This is a genomic window from Amycolatopsis rifamycinica (genome assembly GCF_000695625.1).
In the GTDB taxonomy this organism is placed as follows: Bacteria; Actinomycetota; Actinomycetes; order Mycobacteriales; family Pseudonocardiaceae; genus Amycolatopsis; species Amycolatopsis rifamycinica.
Genome location: NZ_JMQI01000030.1, coordinates 123,940 through 138,865 on the forward strand (window position 1 = coordinate 123,940; position 14,926 = coordinate 138,865).

Sequence of the window (14,926 nt, forward strand, 5' to 3'; positions counted from 1 at the left end):
CCGCCGCCCGTCGCGGGCGTGGCGCGGCCGGCCGCCCCGCCGAGCCGGCCGGTCCGCCCCGGCGCCGGAGGACGCCGCGACCGAGCTCGCCGGCTTCGTCGTGGACCACTACCGCTCGATGCCGGACACCACGGCGGGCGGCCGCTGATCGGCCCGAACCTCCGCGGCCGCGGCCGGGCGAGCTACGACCGCTCCTGGGACGGCACCGCCGACTGGGACCGCGTGAGGGGTTGCGCCGGGAGCGCCGGGTGCGCAGGCTCGACCTCGTGAGCGAGCACGAGTACGACCTCATCGTCATCGGTTCGGGCCCCGGCGGGCAGAAGGCCGCGATCGCCGCGGCGAAACTCGGCAAACGGGTGGCGGTCGTCGACCGGCACGACATGGTCGGCGGGGTGTGCGTCAACACCGGCACGATCCCGTCCAAGACGCTGCGCGAAGCCGTCCTCTACCTGACGGGGATGAACCAGCGTGAGCTCTACGGCGCGAGCTACCGCGTCAAGCAGGACATCACCATCGCCGACCTGCTCGCGCGCACGCAGCACGTCGTCGGGCGGGAGGTCCAGGTCGTGCGCGCGCAGCTGATGCGCAACCACATCGACCTGGTCGACGGCCTCGGCTCCTTCACCGACCCGCACACGGTGCTGGTCGAGGGCCGTCACCGCGGTGACCGGCGGACCCTGTCGGGCGACCACGTCGTGATCGCCACCGGCACCCGGCCCGCGCGGCCGAAGCAGGTCGACTTCGACGCCGCCCGCGTGCTGGACTCCGACGAGATCCTGCGGCTCGAGCAGATCCCGTCGTCGCTGGTCGTGGTGGGTGCCGGGGTGATCGGCATCGAGTACGCGTCCATGTTCGCCGCCCTCGGCTCGCGGGTCACCGTGGTCGAGCAGCGGGAGCACATGCTCGACTTCTGCGACCCGGAGATCGTCGAGTCGCTCAAGTTCCAGCTGCGCGACCTCGGCGTCACCTTCCGCTTCGGCGAGAAGGTCGCGGACGTGGCGGTGTCCGACCACGCGACCATCACCACCCTGGTCAGCGGCAAGCGCATCCCGGCCGACGGCGTCATGTACTCCGCCGGCCGCCAGGGCATGACCGGCGAGCTCAACCTGGAGGCGGCGGGCCTGACCGCGGACGAACGCGGCCGGCTGGTGGTCGACGAGAACTACCGCACGGCGGTGCCGCACATCTACGCGGTCGGCGACGTGATCGGCTTCCCGGCCCTGGCGGCGACGTCGATGGACCAGGGCAGGCTCGCGGCGTACCACGCCTTCGGCGAGCCGGCGCACGAGCTCGGCGCGCTCCAGCCGATCGGCATCTACACGATCCCGGAGATCTCCTACGTCGGCGCGACCGAGGCCCAGCTGACGTCGTCGTCGGTGCCGTACGAGGTCGGCATCGCGCGTTACCGCGAGCTGGCGCGCGGCCAGATCACGGGTGACAGCTACGGCATGCTGAAGCTGCTGGTGTCCACCACGGACCGGAAGCTGCTGGGGGTCCACGTGTTCGGCACGGGCGCGACGGACCTGGTCCACATCGGACAGGCGGTGATGGGCTGCGGCGGCACGGTCGACTACCTCGTCGACGCGGTGTTCAACTACCCGACGCTTTCGGAGGCGTACAAGGTGGCGGCCCTGGACGCGACCAACAAGATCCGGGCGTTGGAGCGGTTTTCTTCCTGAGTCTCACCGCACCTGGGCGTTGGGGCTGAGGAAACTCCACCCGCCGCCGCAGGCCGCGTAGGAGTGGTAGGGATCGCCCTGTACCTGCCAGGAGCCGTAGAAGTTGGAGTAGTCGAAGCTGCCGCTGGGCGTCAGGTACCGGCAATAGGCCACGGCCCGGAACTGCGTACCGGAAGCGGACGCGTAGCAGTAGGCCGTCGCCCCGTTGCCGGACTGGGAGGCGGTGCAGTAAGCGGGCGCGGCGGCCGCGGGTGACGCCAGGGCGACGGACACCCCCGCGGCCGTCAGCGTCGCGGCCAACATGATCTTCGCGGTGCGAGAAGTCATCGGTTCCTGCCTTTCGGTGGTGCCGGTCGGGTGCACTCCGGCCACGCCGGCCGGGGATGGCCGGTTGAGGGGCGGGCCGGGACGCCACCCGATCGGCTCAGCGCCGTCTCATCCGTCCCAGGAACACCACCGGCACCACGCGATCCGCTTGCCCCGAACCGGTTTGACACTCGTCTAGAACATATGTTCGACTGGCGCCGTGCGATGGGATCGACAGCGGACAGCGGAGGGTGAACCGGCACTGCCCGGGCTCGAGGGCCTGGTGCGATCGGTGCGGTCACCGGAATTCGACGGCGTCACCTTTCACGAGGTGCACGCGCGATCGGTGCTGAACAAGGTGCCCGACGGCTCCGGTGTGCCCTTCGGCTGGACGGTCAACCCCTACCGCGGCTGCTCGCACGCCTGCACCTACTGCCTCGAAGGCGGCACCCGGATCCTGATGGCCGACGGCCGGACGAAGGCCCTGTCCGACCTGAAGGTCGGCGACGAGATCTACGGCACCCGCGGCCACGGCGCCTCCCGGCGGCTGGTGCCGACCCGGGTCGAAGCGCACTGGACCACGTTGCGCGCCGCCTACCGGGTGACGCTCGAGGACGGCACCCGGCTCGTCGCCGGCGGCGATCACCGGTTCCTGACCAGCAAGGGCTGGAAGCACGTCACCGGCAGCAAGTTCGGCGCCGCGCAGCGGCCGCACCTGGAGCCCGGTACCGAGCTGATCGGCGTCGGCCGGTTCGCGCCGACACCGGACGAGACGCTCGGCTACCGGGCCGGCTACCTGTGCGGGATGCTGCGCTCCGGCGGGTTCGCCGCCGAGCCCGACGCCGCCGCGCGGGCGCTGCAGTACCTGCCGGACTTCGGGGCGTCGGTCGGCTTCCTCAAGGTGCCGCCGGACCCGGACGCGCACTGGCAGCGCGGGTTCCTCGCCGGCGTCTTCGACCTCGCGGGCGACTACGGCCGCGGCGTCCTCGCGGTGGCGCACGACGAGCCCGAGATCGCCGACGCCTTCGCCGCCGCGCTCGCCCGCTTCGGCTTCGCCCACCAGCTGGACGAGGTGCCGAAGTTCCCGACGCGCCAGGAGATCCGGGTGCTCGGCGGCGTCGGCGAGGCCCTGCGGTTCTTCCACGTGAGCAACCCCGCCGTGACGTGGAAACGGTCCCTGGAGGGCGCCGCGATCGGCGCGAGCCGCCGCCGCGTGGAGGCGATCGAGGCGCTGGGCCTGCAGCTGCCGCTGTTCGACATCACCACCGGCACCGGCGACTTCATCGCCGACGGCATGGTGTCCCACAACTGCTTCGCCCGGAACACCCACACCTACCTCGACTTCGACGCCGGCCGCGACTTCGACACCCAGGTGGTCGTCAAGATCAACGCCCCGCAGGTGCTCGCCGCGCAGCTGAAGAAGCCCTCCTGGCGGCGCGAGCACGTCGCGATGGGCACCAACACCGACCCCTACCAGCGCGCCGAGGGCCGCTACCGGCTGATGCCGGGCATCATCACGGCGCTGGCGCGCTCCGGCACGCCGCTGTCGGTGCTCACCAAGGGCACGGTGCTGGCCCGCGACCTGCCGCTGCTGCGTGACGTCGCCCGCGACGTGCCGGTCGGGCTCGCCGTGTCCATCGCGCTGCTCGACGAAGAGCTGCAGCACCGCCTGGAGCCGGGCACGCCGAGCCCGCGGGCGCGGCTCGAGCTGGTCCGCAAGGCCCGCGAGGCCGGCCTGCCGTGCTCGGTGCTGGTGGCGCCGGTGCTGCCGTGGCTGACCGACTCCGAGGAGGCGCTGGACGCGCTCTTCGCCCGCCTCGCCGACGTCGGCGCGACGAGCGTCACGGCGTTCGCGCTGCACCTGCGCCCCGGCGCGCGCGAGTGGTTCGGCCGCTGGCTGGCGGGGACGCACCCGGAGCTGGTCCCGCGGTACCGGGAGCTGTACGCGCGGGGAAGCTACGTCCGGAAGGCCTACCGGGAGGGGCTCGCGGAGCGGGTCGGGCCGCTGCTGCGGCGGCACGGCCTGGACCGCAAGGACGGGTTCGACCCGCGTGCGCCCGAGCTGCCGGCGGCCGCGGCCGCGCCGGCGGAGCAGCTGCGGCTGCTCTAAGGGGCCTTCGCGGACCGACCGGGTGAGTTGCTGGGCCGATCGGGGGCGTTCGGCGCCCGGCGCCTTCGGTTTCCGGCAAAATGTCCGATCGTGTCGTTGTCGTCCCGCGTCACCGGCGCCTAACGTCGAAGGGATGCCGAAAGGAGCCGGACGGTGACGAGCTCGCAGACCGACCGTGTCGCGGCCGCCCGGCTCGCCTGGGCCGCGCTGAAGCTGACCCGGGCCGGACGGCACCCGGTGGGCGTCGACCGGCTCGCCGCGACCGTCGGCGTCGCCCCGGCCGAAGCCCGGCGGCTGGTCGAGCTGATCGGGTTCACCCTCCACCGCGACCTCGTGTCGACCGGCCCGGCCCCGCGCGGCGCCCACCACCGCCTCGAACCGGCCGAGGGCACCCTCGGCGCCGGCCCGGACGGCACGGTCGACATGTTCCTCCTGGCCATCGCCACCGGCGAGCGCGTCCACGCGGCGGCGATCTGCCCGGTCACCGGAACGCGCATCCACATCGAACTGACGTCCCACGCGATCCTGCTGGCCGACCCGCCCTCGGCGGTGGTCGCGGCGGTCGACCTGGGTTTCGGGCTCGAGGGGGTGGACGCGGTGGCCTGCGCGGGCCAGCCGTTCTTCGCCTCCGCCAGCGCGGCGGCGAGCTGGCTGGTGGCCCACCCGGGCGGCCGCATCTACCAGGTGGCGGCCTACCTCGCCCAGGCCCACCGCCTGGTCGCGGCCCTGGAAACCCGCCCCAAATACGTCCTCTGACCCCCCGAGAGGGCACTTTCCCGTGACTTCGGTCGGGCTGGGTGGGCACTTTCCCATGAAAGTGTCCTCCTTCGCTCGGGCCGGGGTGGGCACTTTCACGTGAAAGTGCCGTGGGGGCCGCCGCGCGGGGCGAGCCTGCCGACGTCGTAGGCTGGGTGGTTCGTTAGCCTTCTCGGCGGCGAGAACCATCCATGTCGAAGGAGAGCAGTCGCAGTGCTCCGCACCCATCAAGCCGGCACCCTGCGTGCCGGACAGGCCGGACAGACCGTCACCCTCACCGGATGGGTGGCCCGGCGGCGCGATCACGGCGGCGTCATCTTCATCGACCTCCGTGACGCCAGCGGCGTCGCCCAGGTCGTCTTCCGCGAGGGCGAGATGGCCGAGCGCGCGCACGCGCTGCGCTCCGAGTTCTGCGTTAAGATCGTCGGCGAAGTCGCGAAGCGCCCCGAAGGCAACGCCAACGCCGAGATCCCCACCGGCGAGATCGAGGTGCTGGCGACCGAGCTCGAGGTCCTCTCCGAGTCCGCGCCGCTGCCGTTCCCGATCGACGACCGCGTCGACGTCGGCGAAGAGATCCGGCTCAAGCACCGCTACCTCGACCTGCGCCGCAGCGGCCCGGCCGCGGCCATGCGGCTGCGCAGCGAGGTCAGCCGCGCCGCGCGCGAGGTGCTGCACGCCCAGGACTTCGTCGAGATCGAGACCCCGACGATGACCCGCTCGACGCCCGAAGGCGCGCGCGACTTCCTGGTCCCGGCCCGGCTCAAGCCCGGCTCCTGGTACGCGCTGCCGCAGTCGCCGCAGCTGTTCAAGCAGCTGCTGATGGTCGGCGGCATGGAGCGGTACTACCAGATCGCCCGCTGCTACCGCGACGAAGACTTCCGCGCCGACCGGCAGCCGGAGTTCACCCAGCTCGACATCGAGATGAGCTTCGTCGAGCAGGACGACGTCATCGCGCTCGGCGAGGACATCGTCTCGGCGCTGTGGAAGCTGATCGGGCACGAGATCCCGCGGCCCATCCCGCGCATCACCTACCACGAGGCGATGGCCAAGTACGGCTCGGACAAGCCGGACCTGCGCTTCGACCTCGAGATCACCGACATGACGGAGTTCTTCGCCGACACGCCGTTCCGCGTGTTCCAGGCCCCGTACGTCGGCGCGGTGGTCATGGCGGGCGGCGCGAGCCAGCCGCGGCGCCAGCTCGACGCGTGGCAGGAGTGGGCGAAGCAGCGCGGCGCCCGCGGCCTCGCGTACATCCTCGTCAACGAGGACGGCACCCTCGGCGGCCCGGTCGCCAAGAACCTGTCCGAGACCGAGCGCGAGAACGTCGCCGCCGCGGCGGGCGCCAAGCCGGGCGACTGCATCTTCTTCGCCGCCGGCAAGGCCGCGTCGACGCAGCCGCTGCTCGGCGCCGCGCGCGACGAGATCGGCAAGCGGCTCGGCCTGATCGACGAGGACGCCTGGTCGTTCGTGTGGGTCGTCGACGCGCCGCTGTTCGCGCCGGTCGAGGACATCGGCGACGACGTGGCCGTCGGTTCCGGCAAGTGGACCGCCGTGCACCACGCGTTCACCTCGCCGACCCCGGAGTGGATCGACAAGTTCGAGCAGGACCCGGGCAACGCGCTGGCCTACGCCTACGACATCGTCTGCAACGGCAACGAGATCGGCGGCGGCTCGATCCGTATCCACCGCGGCGACGTCCAGAAGCGCGTCTTCAGCCTGATGGGCCTCGGCGAGGAGGAGGCGCAGGAGAAGTTCGGCTTCCTGCTCGACGCCTTCGCCTTCGGCCCCCCGCCGCACGGCGGCATCGCCTTCGGCTGGGACCGCATCGTCATGCTGCTGGCCAAGGCCGACTCGCTGCGTGACGTGATCGCGTTCCCGAAGACCGGCGGCGGGTACGACCCGCTGACCGCGGCGCCGGCGCCGATCACCGCGCAGCAGCGCAAGGAAGCCGGGATCGACGCGAAGCCGGCCGCCGCCCCGCAGAACTAGTGCTGCACCTCAGGGCCGTGTGCCCGCAGGACAGGACCGCCGAAGCGCTCGACATCCTGCGGGCCCACGCCGGCACCGCGCACCTCGTCGTGCACCGCGGTGCCGCCGTGGACCCCGTGGGCGACCTGGTCGAGGCCGACATCGCCCGCGAGGCGGCGGACGAGATCATCGAGGCGCTGTGCGCGCTCGAGCTCGACCACACCGGCGGCATCACCCTCGAAGCGCTCGACACCGCGCTGTCCGACGCCGCCGACAAGGCCGAGGAGAAGGCGCCGGGCGAGGCGGCCGACGCCGTCGTCTGGCAGGAGCTGCTCGGCCGCACGGGTGAGGAGTCGCGGCTCAACGTGACGTTCCTGGCGTTCCTCACCATCGCGTGCCTGCTCGCCGCCGTCGGCGTGCTGACGAACTCCGCGGTGACGATCGTCGGCGCGATGGTCGTCGGCCCGGAGTTCGGGCCGCTGGCCGCGCTGGCGGTCGGCCTGGTGCTGCGCCGCTGGGACCTCGTCCACCGGGCCGGCGCCGCGCTGGGCGTCGGCTTCCCGCTGGCGATGGTGGTGACGCTGGGCGGCGCGCTGCTCGTGCGCGCGACCGACGTCTTCGGCGCGGACGCGTTCCGGCTGGACAAGAACCACGAGGTCGACTTCGTCTTCTCCGTCGGGGTGCCGTCGCTGGTCGTGGCGATGCTCGCCGGCGCCGCCGGGATGCTCGCCATGACGTCGGCGAAGTCGGCCGCGTTGGTGGGCGTGTTCATCTCCGTGACGACGGTGCCGGCCGCGGGCTACGCGGTCGTCGCGGCCGTGGCAGGGGAGTGGAGCCGGTGCCTTCAGTCCGTCGGACAGCTGCTGGTCAACCTTCTCGGAATCGTTGCAGCTGCGGCCATTGTGTTGATCGTGCGCCGGAATGGGCAACGTTCAGCGGTGGGAATGCGTCCGCTTTCACGCGGGTGACCCGTCTCCGGACGGGATGCCCCTTTTTGTCCGGATGTCAGTAGTCATGGTTGCTCAGTCACGAGTAGGGTCGGTGACAATGACAGTCGACACCTCCTCCTCCGGCGACGCAGAAGTCGGGGCGGGAGCCGAGCAGCTCGCTGTCGCCGCGGCGGTCGCGGCGGGCGAGTCCGTTCTCTCACGCCGGTTCGGCAGCGCGATTACCCTGGTGTCGCCCGAGGACCTCGCGGGGAGCGGCCCGGCCACGGTGGTCCGCGCGCGGGTGGTGTCGTCGTTCGCGCTGCCGCGCACGCTCGTCATCAAGCACTACCCGGACCGCCCGGAGTCGGGCGCGGACCCGTTCGCCCAGGAGGCGGTCAGCTACCAGTTGTTCACGGCGATGGCCCCGGACGAGCGGATCTGCCCGGAACTGGTGGCCCACGACGGCCGCGACCGCGTGCTGGTGCTGGAGGACCTCGGTCGCACGCCGACGCTGGAGGACAAGCTCTACGCCCGCGACTCGCGCGCGGCCGAGCGGGCGCTGCTGTCCTGGGCCCGGTCCCTGGGCCGCCTGCACGCGAGCACCGCCGACCGCGAAGCGGACTTCAATGCGCTCCTGCGCCGCCTCGGCGGCCCGGCGGGGAGCGACTCCGACGGGGTCGACGCGTTGTGCTCGCGGGTCCCCTCGCTGATTCAGAAGCGCCTGGGCATCCCGGTGCCGGACGAGGTGCGCGCCCAGGTGACGGCGGCCCTCGAGCAGTCCCGCGCGGCGGGCTTCCGGGCGTTCAGCCCGGTCGAGCTCAGCCCGGACAACAACCTGGTGACGGGCCAGGGGGTGCGCTTCCTCGACTTCGAGAACGGCTGCGTCCGGTCGGCCCTGGTCGACGCGGCGCACCTGAGGCTGCCGTTCGCCAGCTGGCCGGACGCGCTCGCGCTGCCGGCGGGGATGAGCGAGGCGATGATCGCGGCCTGGCGGGCCGAGGTGGTCGGGGTGTGGCCGGCCTTCGCCGACGACGAGGTGCTCGCGGCGCACCTGACGGCGAGCGAGCTGTTGCGGGTCTGGCTCATCACGGGGGAGGAGCTGGAGTCGCTGGACCTGTCCCGGCACGCGGCGCCGGTCAGCCGGGAGGCGGCGTTCGTGACCTGGTGGCGGGATTTGGCCAAGCACGCCGGGTATGTGCGGATGGTGGCTGTTTCGGAGTTCGCCGCTCGGGTTGCCGCCGCGCTGGCGGCTCGGCTGGGGCCGCATGCTGATCTGGCTTTTTATCCCGCTTTTCGGTGAGTTCGGCGGGGGCTGGGGGTCTGGTGAGTCTGCCGGGTTCTGCTGAGTCTGCCGGGGTTCTTCCCGCCGGCCCGAACGCCGGATTGTTCAACGGCCGCCAGACCGTGTCAAGGCGGGAAAGCGTGCCTTGACACGGCCTGTCGGCCGCTGATGCGGCTGCGTATCGGGTCGGCAGGGGGGTGTGGCCGGAGGGGCGGCCGTGCTGGGGCGGGCGGTGTTGGAGCGGGCCGTGTCGGGGCGGCGGTGAGCGCCCAGCGGCGGAGTTTGATGTCGCGGGGCCTGAGCGGTGCCCCGCGCGTCCCAGCCACGTGCCGCACCCCTCAGCAGCTCGCTGACCCCCGCCGAACAGGACATTTCCGGCCTCTGTGAGGTGGGCGTCAAGAATTAGGCGCGGTGTCGCAGGCGCGTTACCTCGTCCTCACCGGGTGTGAGCCTGCGTGGCCGATGGTCGTGGGCGTGACCGTGATGAGCGTCGATGTCACCCCGCTTCCGGACCGTCCCGAGCATCCTCCGCTGGCCGCTGTGGTGTCGCCCAAACGGGCTCGGCGCCTGGCCGTTCTCGGGGACTCCACCGCTGTGGGGCTCGGTGATCCGCTGCCTCGGCGGGGCGGGTGGCGTGGGGTTGGTCCCCTTGTCGCCGCCGCGCTCGGTGTTGACCGGGGCGGCTACCTCAATCCCTCCTTCGCCGGGGCGCGGATGCGGTGCGTGCTCACCAAGCAGGTGCCCGCCGCCGTTGCTCATCGGCCCGATGTCGCCCTTCTCATCGCCGGGATGAACGACACCCTGCGGCCGGACTTCGACGCCTCCCGCGTCGCCGCCGATCTCGCCGAGGTCATCCGGCGCCTGCGCGCCACCGGGACCGTCGTGCTGCCCGTCCGCTTCCATGATCACAGCAGGGTCTTCCGGCTTCCGGCGTCGCTGAAGCGTGCCCTCAGCGCCCGTGTTGCCGAACTCAACGCCGCCATCGACGACGTCGTCGCGCGCGAAGGCGTGTCCTGTCTCGATCTTGCGCGGCTGCCCGGTGCCTACGACCTCGCGTCCTGGAGCGTCGACCGGCTGCACCCCTCCGAACTGGGCCACCGGATGCTCGCCGACGGCTTCACCGGGCTGCTCGCCGAAGCCGGCTTCGACGTGCCGGAACCCGTCAGCCTCGCCTGCGGCGGGGGTGCCCAGCCGAGTGCCGCCGGACACGTGGGATGGCTCGTGCTCAAGGGTATTCCGTGGCTCTGGCGCCGGGGCCGCGAGTTCCTGCCCTACGCCGCCGTCATCATGTGGAATTCGTTCCGCGCCCGCTGAACACCCGGAGCGTCCCGGGCGAGGGATCCTGCCCGGGGCGCGACCGGCTACACCGTGGCCAGCGCCAGTTCCCGCACCCCGGTCATGTTGGGGTTGACCTGGAACTTCGGCGGCTCACCCGGGATCGTGCGCAGCACCGGGTAGCGGTCGAACAGGATGTCCAGCGCCACCCGGCCCTCCAGCCGCGCGAGCGGCGCGCCGATGCAGAAGTGGATGCCGCGGCCGAACGCCAGGTGCGGGTTCGGGTCGCGCAGCGGGTCGAACGTGTGCGGGTCGGTGAACACCCGCTCGTCCCGGTTGGCCGCCGCCACCCAGCAGAGCAGCATCTGGTCCGCCGGGACCGTGACGCCCCCGATCTCCCCTTCGCGCATCGTCGTGCGGGCCACCGCCGCGAACGGGGTGAGGTACCGCAGCGACTCCTCGATCGCCGGCGGCACGAGCGAGCGGTCGGCGCGCACCCGCTCGTCCCACTCCCGGTGCGTGTCCAGGCACAGCACCGCGTTGCCGAGCAGCATGGTGGTGGTGATGTGGCCGGCCAGCAGCAGGATGTTCGCGAAGTTGACGACTTCCCGACGAGACAGCCGCTCGCCGTCCAGTTCGGCTTCGACCAGCTTCGTCAGCAGATCCTCGCGCGGCTGCTTCCGCCGCTCGTCGACGTGCACGCCGAGGTAGTCGGCAAGCGCTTTCTGGCCCTCCAGGGACGCCATGATCGCCGCGTCCTGCTTCTCGTCCTTCTTCACCAGCGAGACCTGGTCGGCGGACTCGAACATCTTGTCCACCCAGCCCTTGAACAGGTGCCGGTCGCTCGCCGGGACGCCCAGCAGCTCGGCGATCACGATCACCGGCAGCGGGTAGGCCAGGTCGGCCACCAGCTCCAGCCGGTCGCCGGCCGGGATCGTGTCGAGCAGCTCGTGGGTGATCGCCGCGATCCGCGGCTCGAGGTCCGCCACCACCTTCGGCGTGAACGCGCGGCTGACCAGCTTGCGCATCTTGTGGTGCAGCGGCGGGTCCATCTGCAGGATGCTGCCCGCCGACAGGTCGTAGTCGGGATCCGGCATCAGTTCCTCGGGCACCAGTCTCGTGGTGTCGGACGAGAACGTCGCCGGGTCGCGGAGGATCGCTTCGATCTCCGGGTGCCCGTAGGCGTTCCACATCCCGAGCTCCGCCGCGAACTCGATCGGCTTCTCCGGTTGTTTCCCCCGCAGCCAGAACTGGGCCTCGTGGAGTCCCCAGGTGTCGGCCATCGTGGTCATTTCCGCCCCTTTCCCCGGTGTGGCCCCCGGCTCAGCCGGGGGCCTTGGCGGGATCGTGTGCGTAGATCCCGTTTCGGAAGCCCGAGACGAGCTCCTCGAGCGTCGAACTCAGCTCCGCCGCGACCTCCGCGACCGCGGCGGGATCGGGCTCCCCCGGCGGCTCGAACGCGCTGCGGATCAGGTGCGCGAGGACCTCCGCCCGTTCTTCCAGGGGGATGCCCTCGAACTCGTCCGAAACCGTGTCGCCGAAGTAGAAGCCGAGGGTCGCGGCCCGCAGCGCGTAGGTCACGTGCGGGACGTCCGCGCGGATGAGCCCCCGCCGCAGCATCACTTCCTCGAAGTGCGCGCCCATCTCGGCCTGCTGTTTCCGCAGGGCCAAGTCGCCCAGCGAGCCGAACATGTCCGCGTTGCCGCGCAGCATCGCCATCACCAGCGGGCGGCGGTGGGTGATCAGGAACGACCCCGGGATCATCCGGTGGGGCAGGATCATCGCCGGGTCGGCCTTGATCAGGGCCAGCAGCTCGTCGGTCAGATCGGCCGACTCCCGCATCATCAGCGCCTGGAACAGCAGCTCCTTGGTGCGCCAGTGCAGGTAGACGGTGCCCTTGCCGATGCCGACCGCGCGCGCGACGTCGTCGATCGCCACCTTGCGGTAGCCCATGCGCAGCAGCAGCTCGCCCGCCGCGTCCAGGATCCGGTCGGCGCGCTCGCGGTTGGGATGACTCATGCGTCGTTCACCTGTGGTTTCGTTGAGCATTTGACTGGTTAACTGGAATCGCACTTTCGGTCAACCAGTCAATCCGACGGTAGCGCCGATCCGGGGACCGGGGCAAGCGGTTCTGTCGGTGGGGTCGGTTAACGTCATCTCCGTGGCACAAGACGAGCTCTTCACCGTCAACGCCGACATCGCGCCGCCCCCGGAGCGCACGACGTCGAACGCGGGCGCGGAACCGCAGGCGGACCCGGCCAGTTCACCGCTGGCCGTGCGGATGCGGCCGCGCTCGCTCGAGGAGGTCGTCGGCCAGCAGCACCTGCTGCGCGAAGGCGCCCCGCTGCGGCGGCTGGTCGAGGGCGCCGCGCCGGCGTCGGTGCTGCTCTACGGCCCGCCCGGCACGGGCAAGACGACGCTGGCCAACCTGGTCTCGATCGCCACCGGCCGCCGGTTCGTCGCGATGTCCGCGTTGTCGGCGGGGGTCAAGGAAGTCCGCGGCGTCATCGAAGAGGCGCGGCGGCGGCGCCAGTACAACGCCGAAAACACCGTGCTGTTCATCGACGAGGTGCACCGGTTCTCGAAGACCCAGCAGGACGCGCTGCTCGGCGCGGTCGAGGACCGCACGGTGCTGCTGGTCGCGGCGACGACCGAGAACCCGTCCTTCTCGGTCGTGTCGCCGCTGCTGTCGCGGTCCCTGGTGCTGCAGCTGCGCCCGCTCACCGACGCGGACATCACGCAGCTGATCGAGCGGGCGCTGGCCGACGAACGCGGCCTGGGTGGCGAGCTGACGCTGACCGAGGACGCGCGCGCCCACCTCGTCCGGCTCGCGGGCGGGGACGCCCGCCGCGCGCTCACCGCGCTGGAGGCGGCGGCCGACGCGGCGTCGGCCACCGAGGCGAAGACGATCGACCTGGCCATCGTCGAGTCCACAGTAGACAAAGCCGCCGTGCGCTACGACCGCGACGGCGACCAGCACTACGACGTGATCAGCGCGTTCATCAAGTCGATCCGCGGGTCCGATGTGGACGCCGCGCTGCACTACCTGGCCCGGATGATCGAGGCGGGGGAGGACCCGCGGTTCCTCGCGCGGCGGCTGGTGGTGCACGCCAGCGAGGACATCGGGATGGCCGACCCGACGGCGCTGCAGTCGGCGGTGGCGGCCGCGCACGCGGTCCAGTTCATCGGCATGCCGGAGGGCAGGCTGGCGCTCGCCCAGGCGACCGTGCACCTGGCGACCGCGCCGAAGTCCAACGCGGTGATCAAGGGCATCGACGCGGCACTGGCGGACGTCCGGGCGGGCCTGGCGGGCACGGTGCCGCCCCACCTGCGCGACGGGCATTACGCGGGAGCGAAGAAGCTGGGCAACGCGCAGGGCTACCGGTACCCGCACGACGTCCCGGAGGGGGTGCTGGCGCAGCAGTACCCGCCGGACGAGCTGGTCGGCCGCGACTACTACGAGCCCACCCAGCGCGGCGCCGAGCGGCCGCTGGCGGAACGCGTCCCCAAGCTGCGCCGGACGATCAGGGGGCAGTGACGTGATCGGTGTGTGAAGGGAGCTTCACGCGGTGGCGGACGCCGTGCGCGCCGAGTGCGGGCCGGGGTGGCCAAGATCATCGGGGTTCGTAAACTTCCCCCTTCGAGGCGGCCCTGAACCGGGGAGGGCCCCAGCGACCGCAGGAGGCGTGCCCGTGCCCGCGACGCTGCAGTGCATCGTCCTGGACTGTCCGGAGCCGCTCGTGCTCGCCCGCTTCTACCAGGCCCTGCTCGGCGGCGACGTCGACCGGCCGGACCCGCGGTGGCGCGTGGACGAGGACTGGTCGACCCTGCACGTGGGCGGCATGGTCCTCGGCTTCCAGCGGGTGCCGGGCCACCGGCCGCCGCGGTGGCCCGATCCCGCCTTCCCGCAGCAGTTCCACCTCGACTTCGAGGTCGACGACTTCCGGGAGTCGCACCACGTCGTCCTGGCGCACGGCGGCCGGCTGCTCGACCCCGACCTCGGCGGCCGGGGCTGGCGCGTCTACGCCGATCCGGCGGGCCATCCGTTCTGCCTCCTCGGCGACTACTGACCCACCCCGAGTTCGTGTTCCGGGCGCCGCGAAAAAGGCGGTGAACAACCGCCTGACCCCTGCGGTTCCGGCAGGTCGTGCCGTGTTTACGGTGCGGCCCCCTGCCCCTACCTCGCGGTGTTCGTCGCCGCGGTGGTCGGCGCCCCGATCCCGACCTCGGCGCTGGTCCCGGTGCCCGGCTTCGTGCCGGTGCAGGTGCCCACGACGAGCACGCCGCCGCCGCTGGGCGAGCCGTCCGCGCGGCCGACCGGCCCGGCGAAGCCCACCGCGCCGCCGAGCACCGGTGATCCGGTCGCCGAACCGGTCCACCCCTCGACGGTGCGACGTCGGCCGCCGTCACGACCACGACGGCCCCGCCGACGACCGAGCGCCGCAACAGCCGCGCGCCGGCGACGCCGCCCGGGCAGGCCCGCACGACCCCGCCCGGCCACGGGCACTGACGTGGGGCAGGCATAGGTGGCCCGGCACCTCCACACCCCGCCGCCGAAGGCGCACTGGGTGCTCCTCGGCACGGTCGTCACCGCCGCCGAGGGCCCGCCGTCCGGCGGCCC

13 protein-coding genes are annotated in these 14,926 nt (G+C 72.0%); 9 read left to right on the forward strand and 4 right to left on the reverse strand.

What is annotated here, in order from left to right:
• Positions 1–248 precede the first annotated feature (248 nt).
• Positions 249–1,679 carry a Si-specific NAD(P)(+) transhydrogenase gene (sthA, locus tag DV20_RS16870; RefSeq protein WP_235190861.1) on the forward strand — a complete coding sequence of 477 codons (1,431 nt, stop codon included), beginning with the start codon at positions 249–251 and terminating at the stop codon, positions 1,677–1,679.
• Between the two features lie 3 nt (positions 1,680–1,682).
• Here sthA and DV20_RS16875 read toward each other — a convergent pair whose 3' ends face one another.
• The gene (locus DV20_RS16875) at positions 1,683–2,006 is read right to left on the reverse strand and encodes a hypothetical protein (RefSeq protein ID WP_152603731.1); all 324 of its coding nucleotides are present in this window, start codon (positions 2,004–2,006) and stop codon (positions 1,683–1,685) included.
• 199 nt (positions 2,007–2,205) lie between these two features.
• Here DV20_RS16875 and DV20_RS16880 point away from each other — a divergent pair, with 199 nt between their 5' ends.
• The 6 genes from DV20_RS16880 (at position 2,206) to DV20_RS16905 (ending at position 10,344) form a co-directional block, all read left to right on the forward strand.
• The gene (locus tag DV20_RS16880; RefSeq protein ID WP_200876443.1) at positions 2,206–4,095 is read left to right on the forward strand and encodes an intein-containing Rv2578c family radical SAM protein; all 1,890 of its coding nucleotides are present in this window, start codon (positions 2,206–2,208) and stop codon (positions 4,093–4,095) included.
• 153 nt (positions 4,096–4,248) lie between these two features.
• Entirely contained in the window at positions 4,249–4,851 is a 603-nt protein-coding gene (gene merB / locus DV20_RS16885) for an organomercurial lyase (protein WP_043781247.1), read from the forward strand.
• Between the two features lie 213 nt (positions 4,852–5,064).
• The gene (aspS, locus tag DV20_RS16890; protein ID WP_043781249.1) at positions 5,065–6,840 is read left to right on the forward strand and encodes an aspartate--tRNA ligase; all 1,776 of its coding nucleotides are present in this window, start codon (positions 5,065–5,067) and stop codon (positions 6,838–6,840) included.
• Positions 6,840–7,787 (forward strand): DUF389 domain-containing protein, encoded by a 948-nt coding sequence (locus tag DV20_RS16895; protein ID WP_043781250.1) that lies wholly within the window; start codon positions 6,840–6,842, stop codon positions 7,785–7,787. The genes aspS and DV20_RS16895 overlap by 1 nt, the downstream gene beginning before the upstream one ends.
• Before the next feature lie 79 nt (positions 7,788–7,866).
• On the forward strand, positions 7,867–9,048 hold the full coding sequence (locus DV20_RS16900; protein WP_043781253.1) for a phosphotransferase: 1,182 nt from the start codon (positions 7,867–7,869) through the stop codon (positions 9,046–9,048).
• A 444-nt stretch (positions 9,049–9,492) separates the two neighbouring features.
• Positions 9,493–10,344, forward strand: coding sequence for an SGNH/GDSL hydrolase family protein (locus DV20_RS16905; protein WP_043781276.1), 852 nt, complete (start codon positions 9,493–9,495; stop codon positions 10,342–10,344).
• A 47-nt stretch (positions 10,345–10,391) separates the two neighbouring features.
• On the opposite strand, the gene DV20_RS16910 is transcribed toward DV20_RS16905, so the two are convergent.
• The gene (locus DV20_RS16910; RefSeq protein WP_043781254.1) at positions 10,392–11,597 is read right to left on the reverse strand and encodes a cytochrome P450; all 1,206 of its coding nucleotides are present in this window, start codon (positions 11,595–11,597) and stop codon (positions 10,392–10,394) included.
• Positions 11,598–11,628: 31 nt separating this feature from the next.
• Positions 11,629–12,324: a TetR/AcrR family transcriptional regulator gene (locus DV20_RS16915; protein WP_043781258.1), complete on the reverse strand. Its 696-nt coding sequence runs from the start codon at positions 12,322–12,324 to the stop codon at positions 11,629–11,631.
• A 142-nt stretch (positions 12,325–12,466) separates the two neighbouring features.
• Here DV20_RS16915 and DV20_RS16920 point away from each other — a divergent pair, with 142 nt between their 5' ends.
• Positions 12,467–13,843, forward strand: coding sequence for a replication-associated recombination protein A (locus DV20_RS16920; protein ID WP_043781259.1), 1,377 nt, complete (start codon positions 12,467–12,469; stop codon positions 13,841–13,843).
• Between the two features lie 154 nt (positions 13,844–13,997).
• A complete protein-coding gene (locus DV20_RS16925; RefSeq protein ID WP_043781262.1) occupies positions 13,998–14,375 on the forward strand; it encodes a VOC family protein in 378 nt (125 codons plus the stop codon).
• Between the two features lie 107 nt (positions 14,376–14,482).
• On the opposite strand, the gene DV20_RS45550 is transcribed toward DV20_RS16925, so the two are convergent.
• A complete protein-coding gene (locus tag DV20_RS45550) occupies positions 14,483–14,656 on the reverse strand; it encodes a hypothetical protein (protein WP_160169735.1) in 174 nt (57 codons plus the stop codon).
• Positions 14,657–14,926 lie beyond the last annotated feature (270 nt).

Excerpts from the sequence above, each read along its gene's own strand:
- DV20_RS16900 (WP_043781253.1), top strand. The coding sequence starts at position 7,867 with ATGACAGTCGACACCTCCTCCTCCGGCGACGCAGAAGTCGGGGCGGGA.
- DV20_RS16905 (WP_043781276.1), top strand. The coding sequence starts at position 9,493 with ATGGTCGTGGGCGTGACCGTGATGAGCGTCGATGTCACCCCGCTTCCG.
- DV20_RS16875 (WP_152603731.1), bottom strand. The coding sequence starts at position 2,006 with ATGACTTCTCGCACCGCGAAGATCATGTTGGCCGCGACGCTGACGGCC.
- DV20_RS16910 (WP_043781254.1), bottom strand. The coding sequence starts at position 11,597 with ATGACCACGATGGCCGACACCTGGGGACTCCACGAGGCCCAGTTCTGG.
- DV20_RS16915 (WP_043781258.1), bottom strand. The coding sequence starts at position 12,324 with ATGAGTCATCCCAACCGCGAGCGCGCCGACCGGATCCTGGACGCGGCG.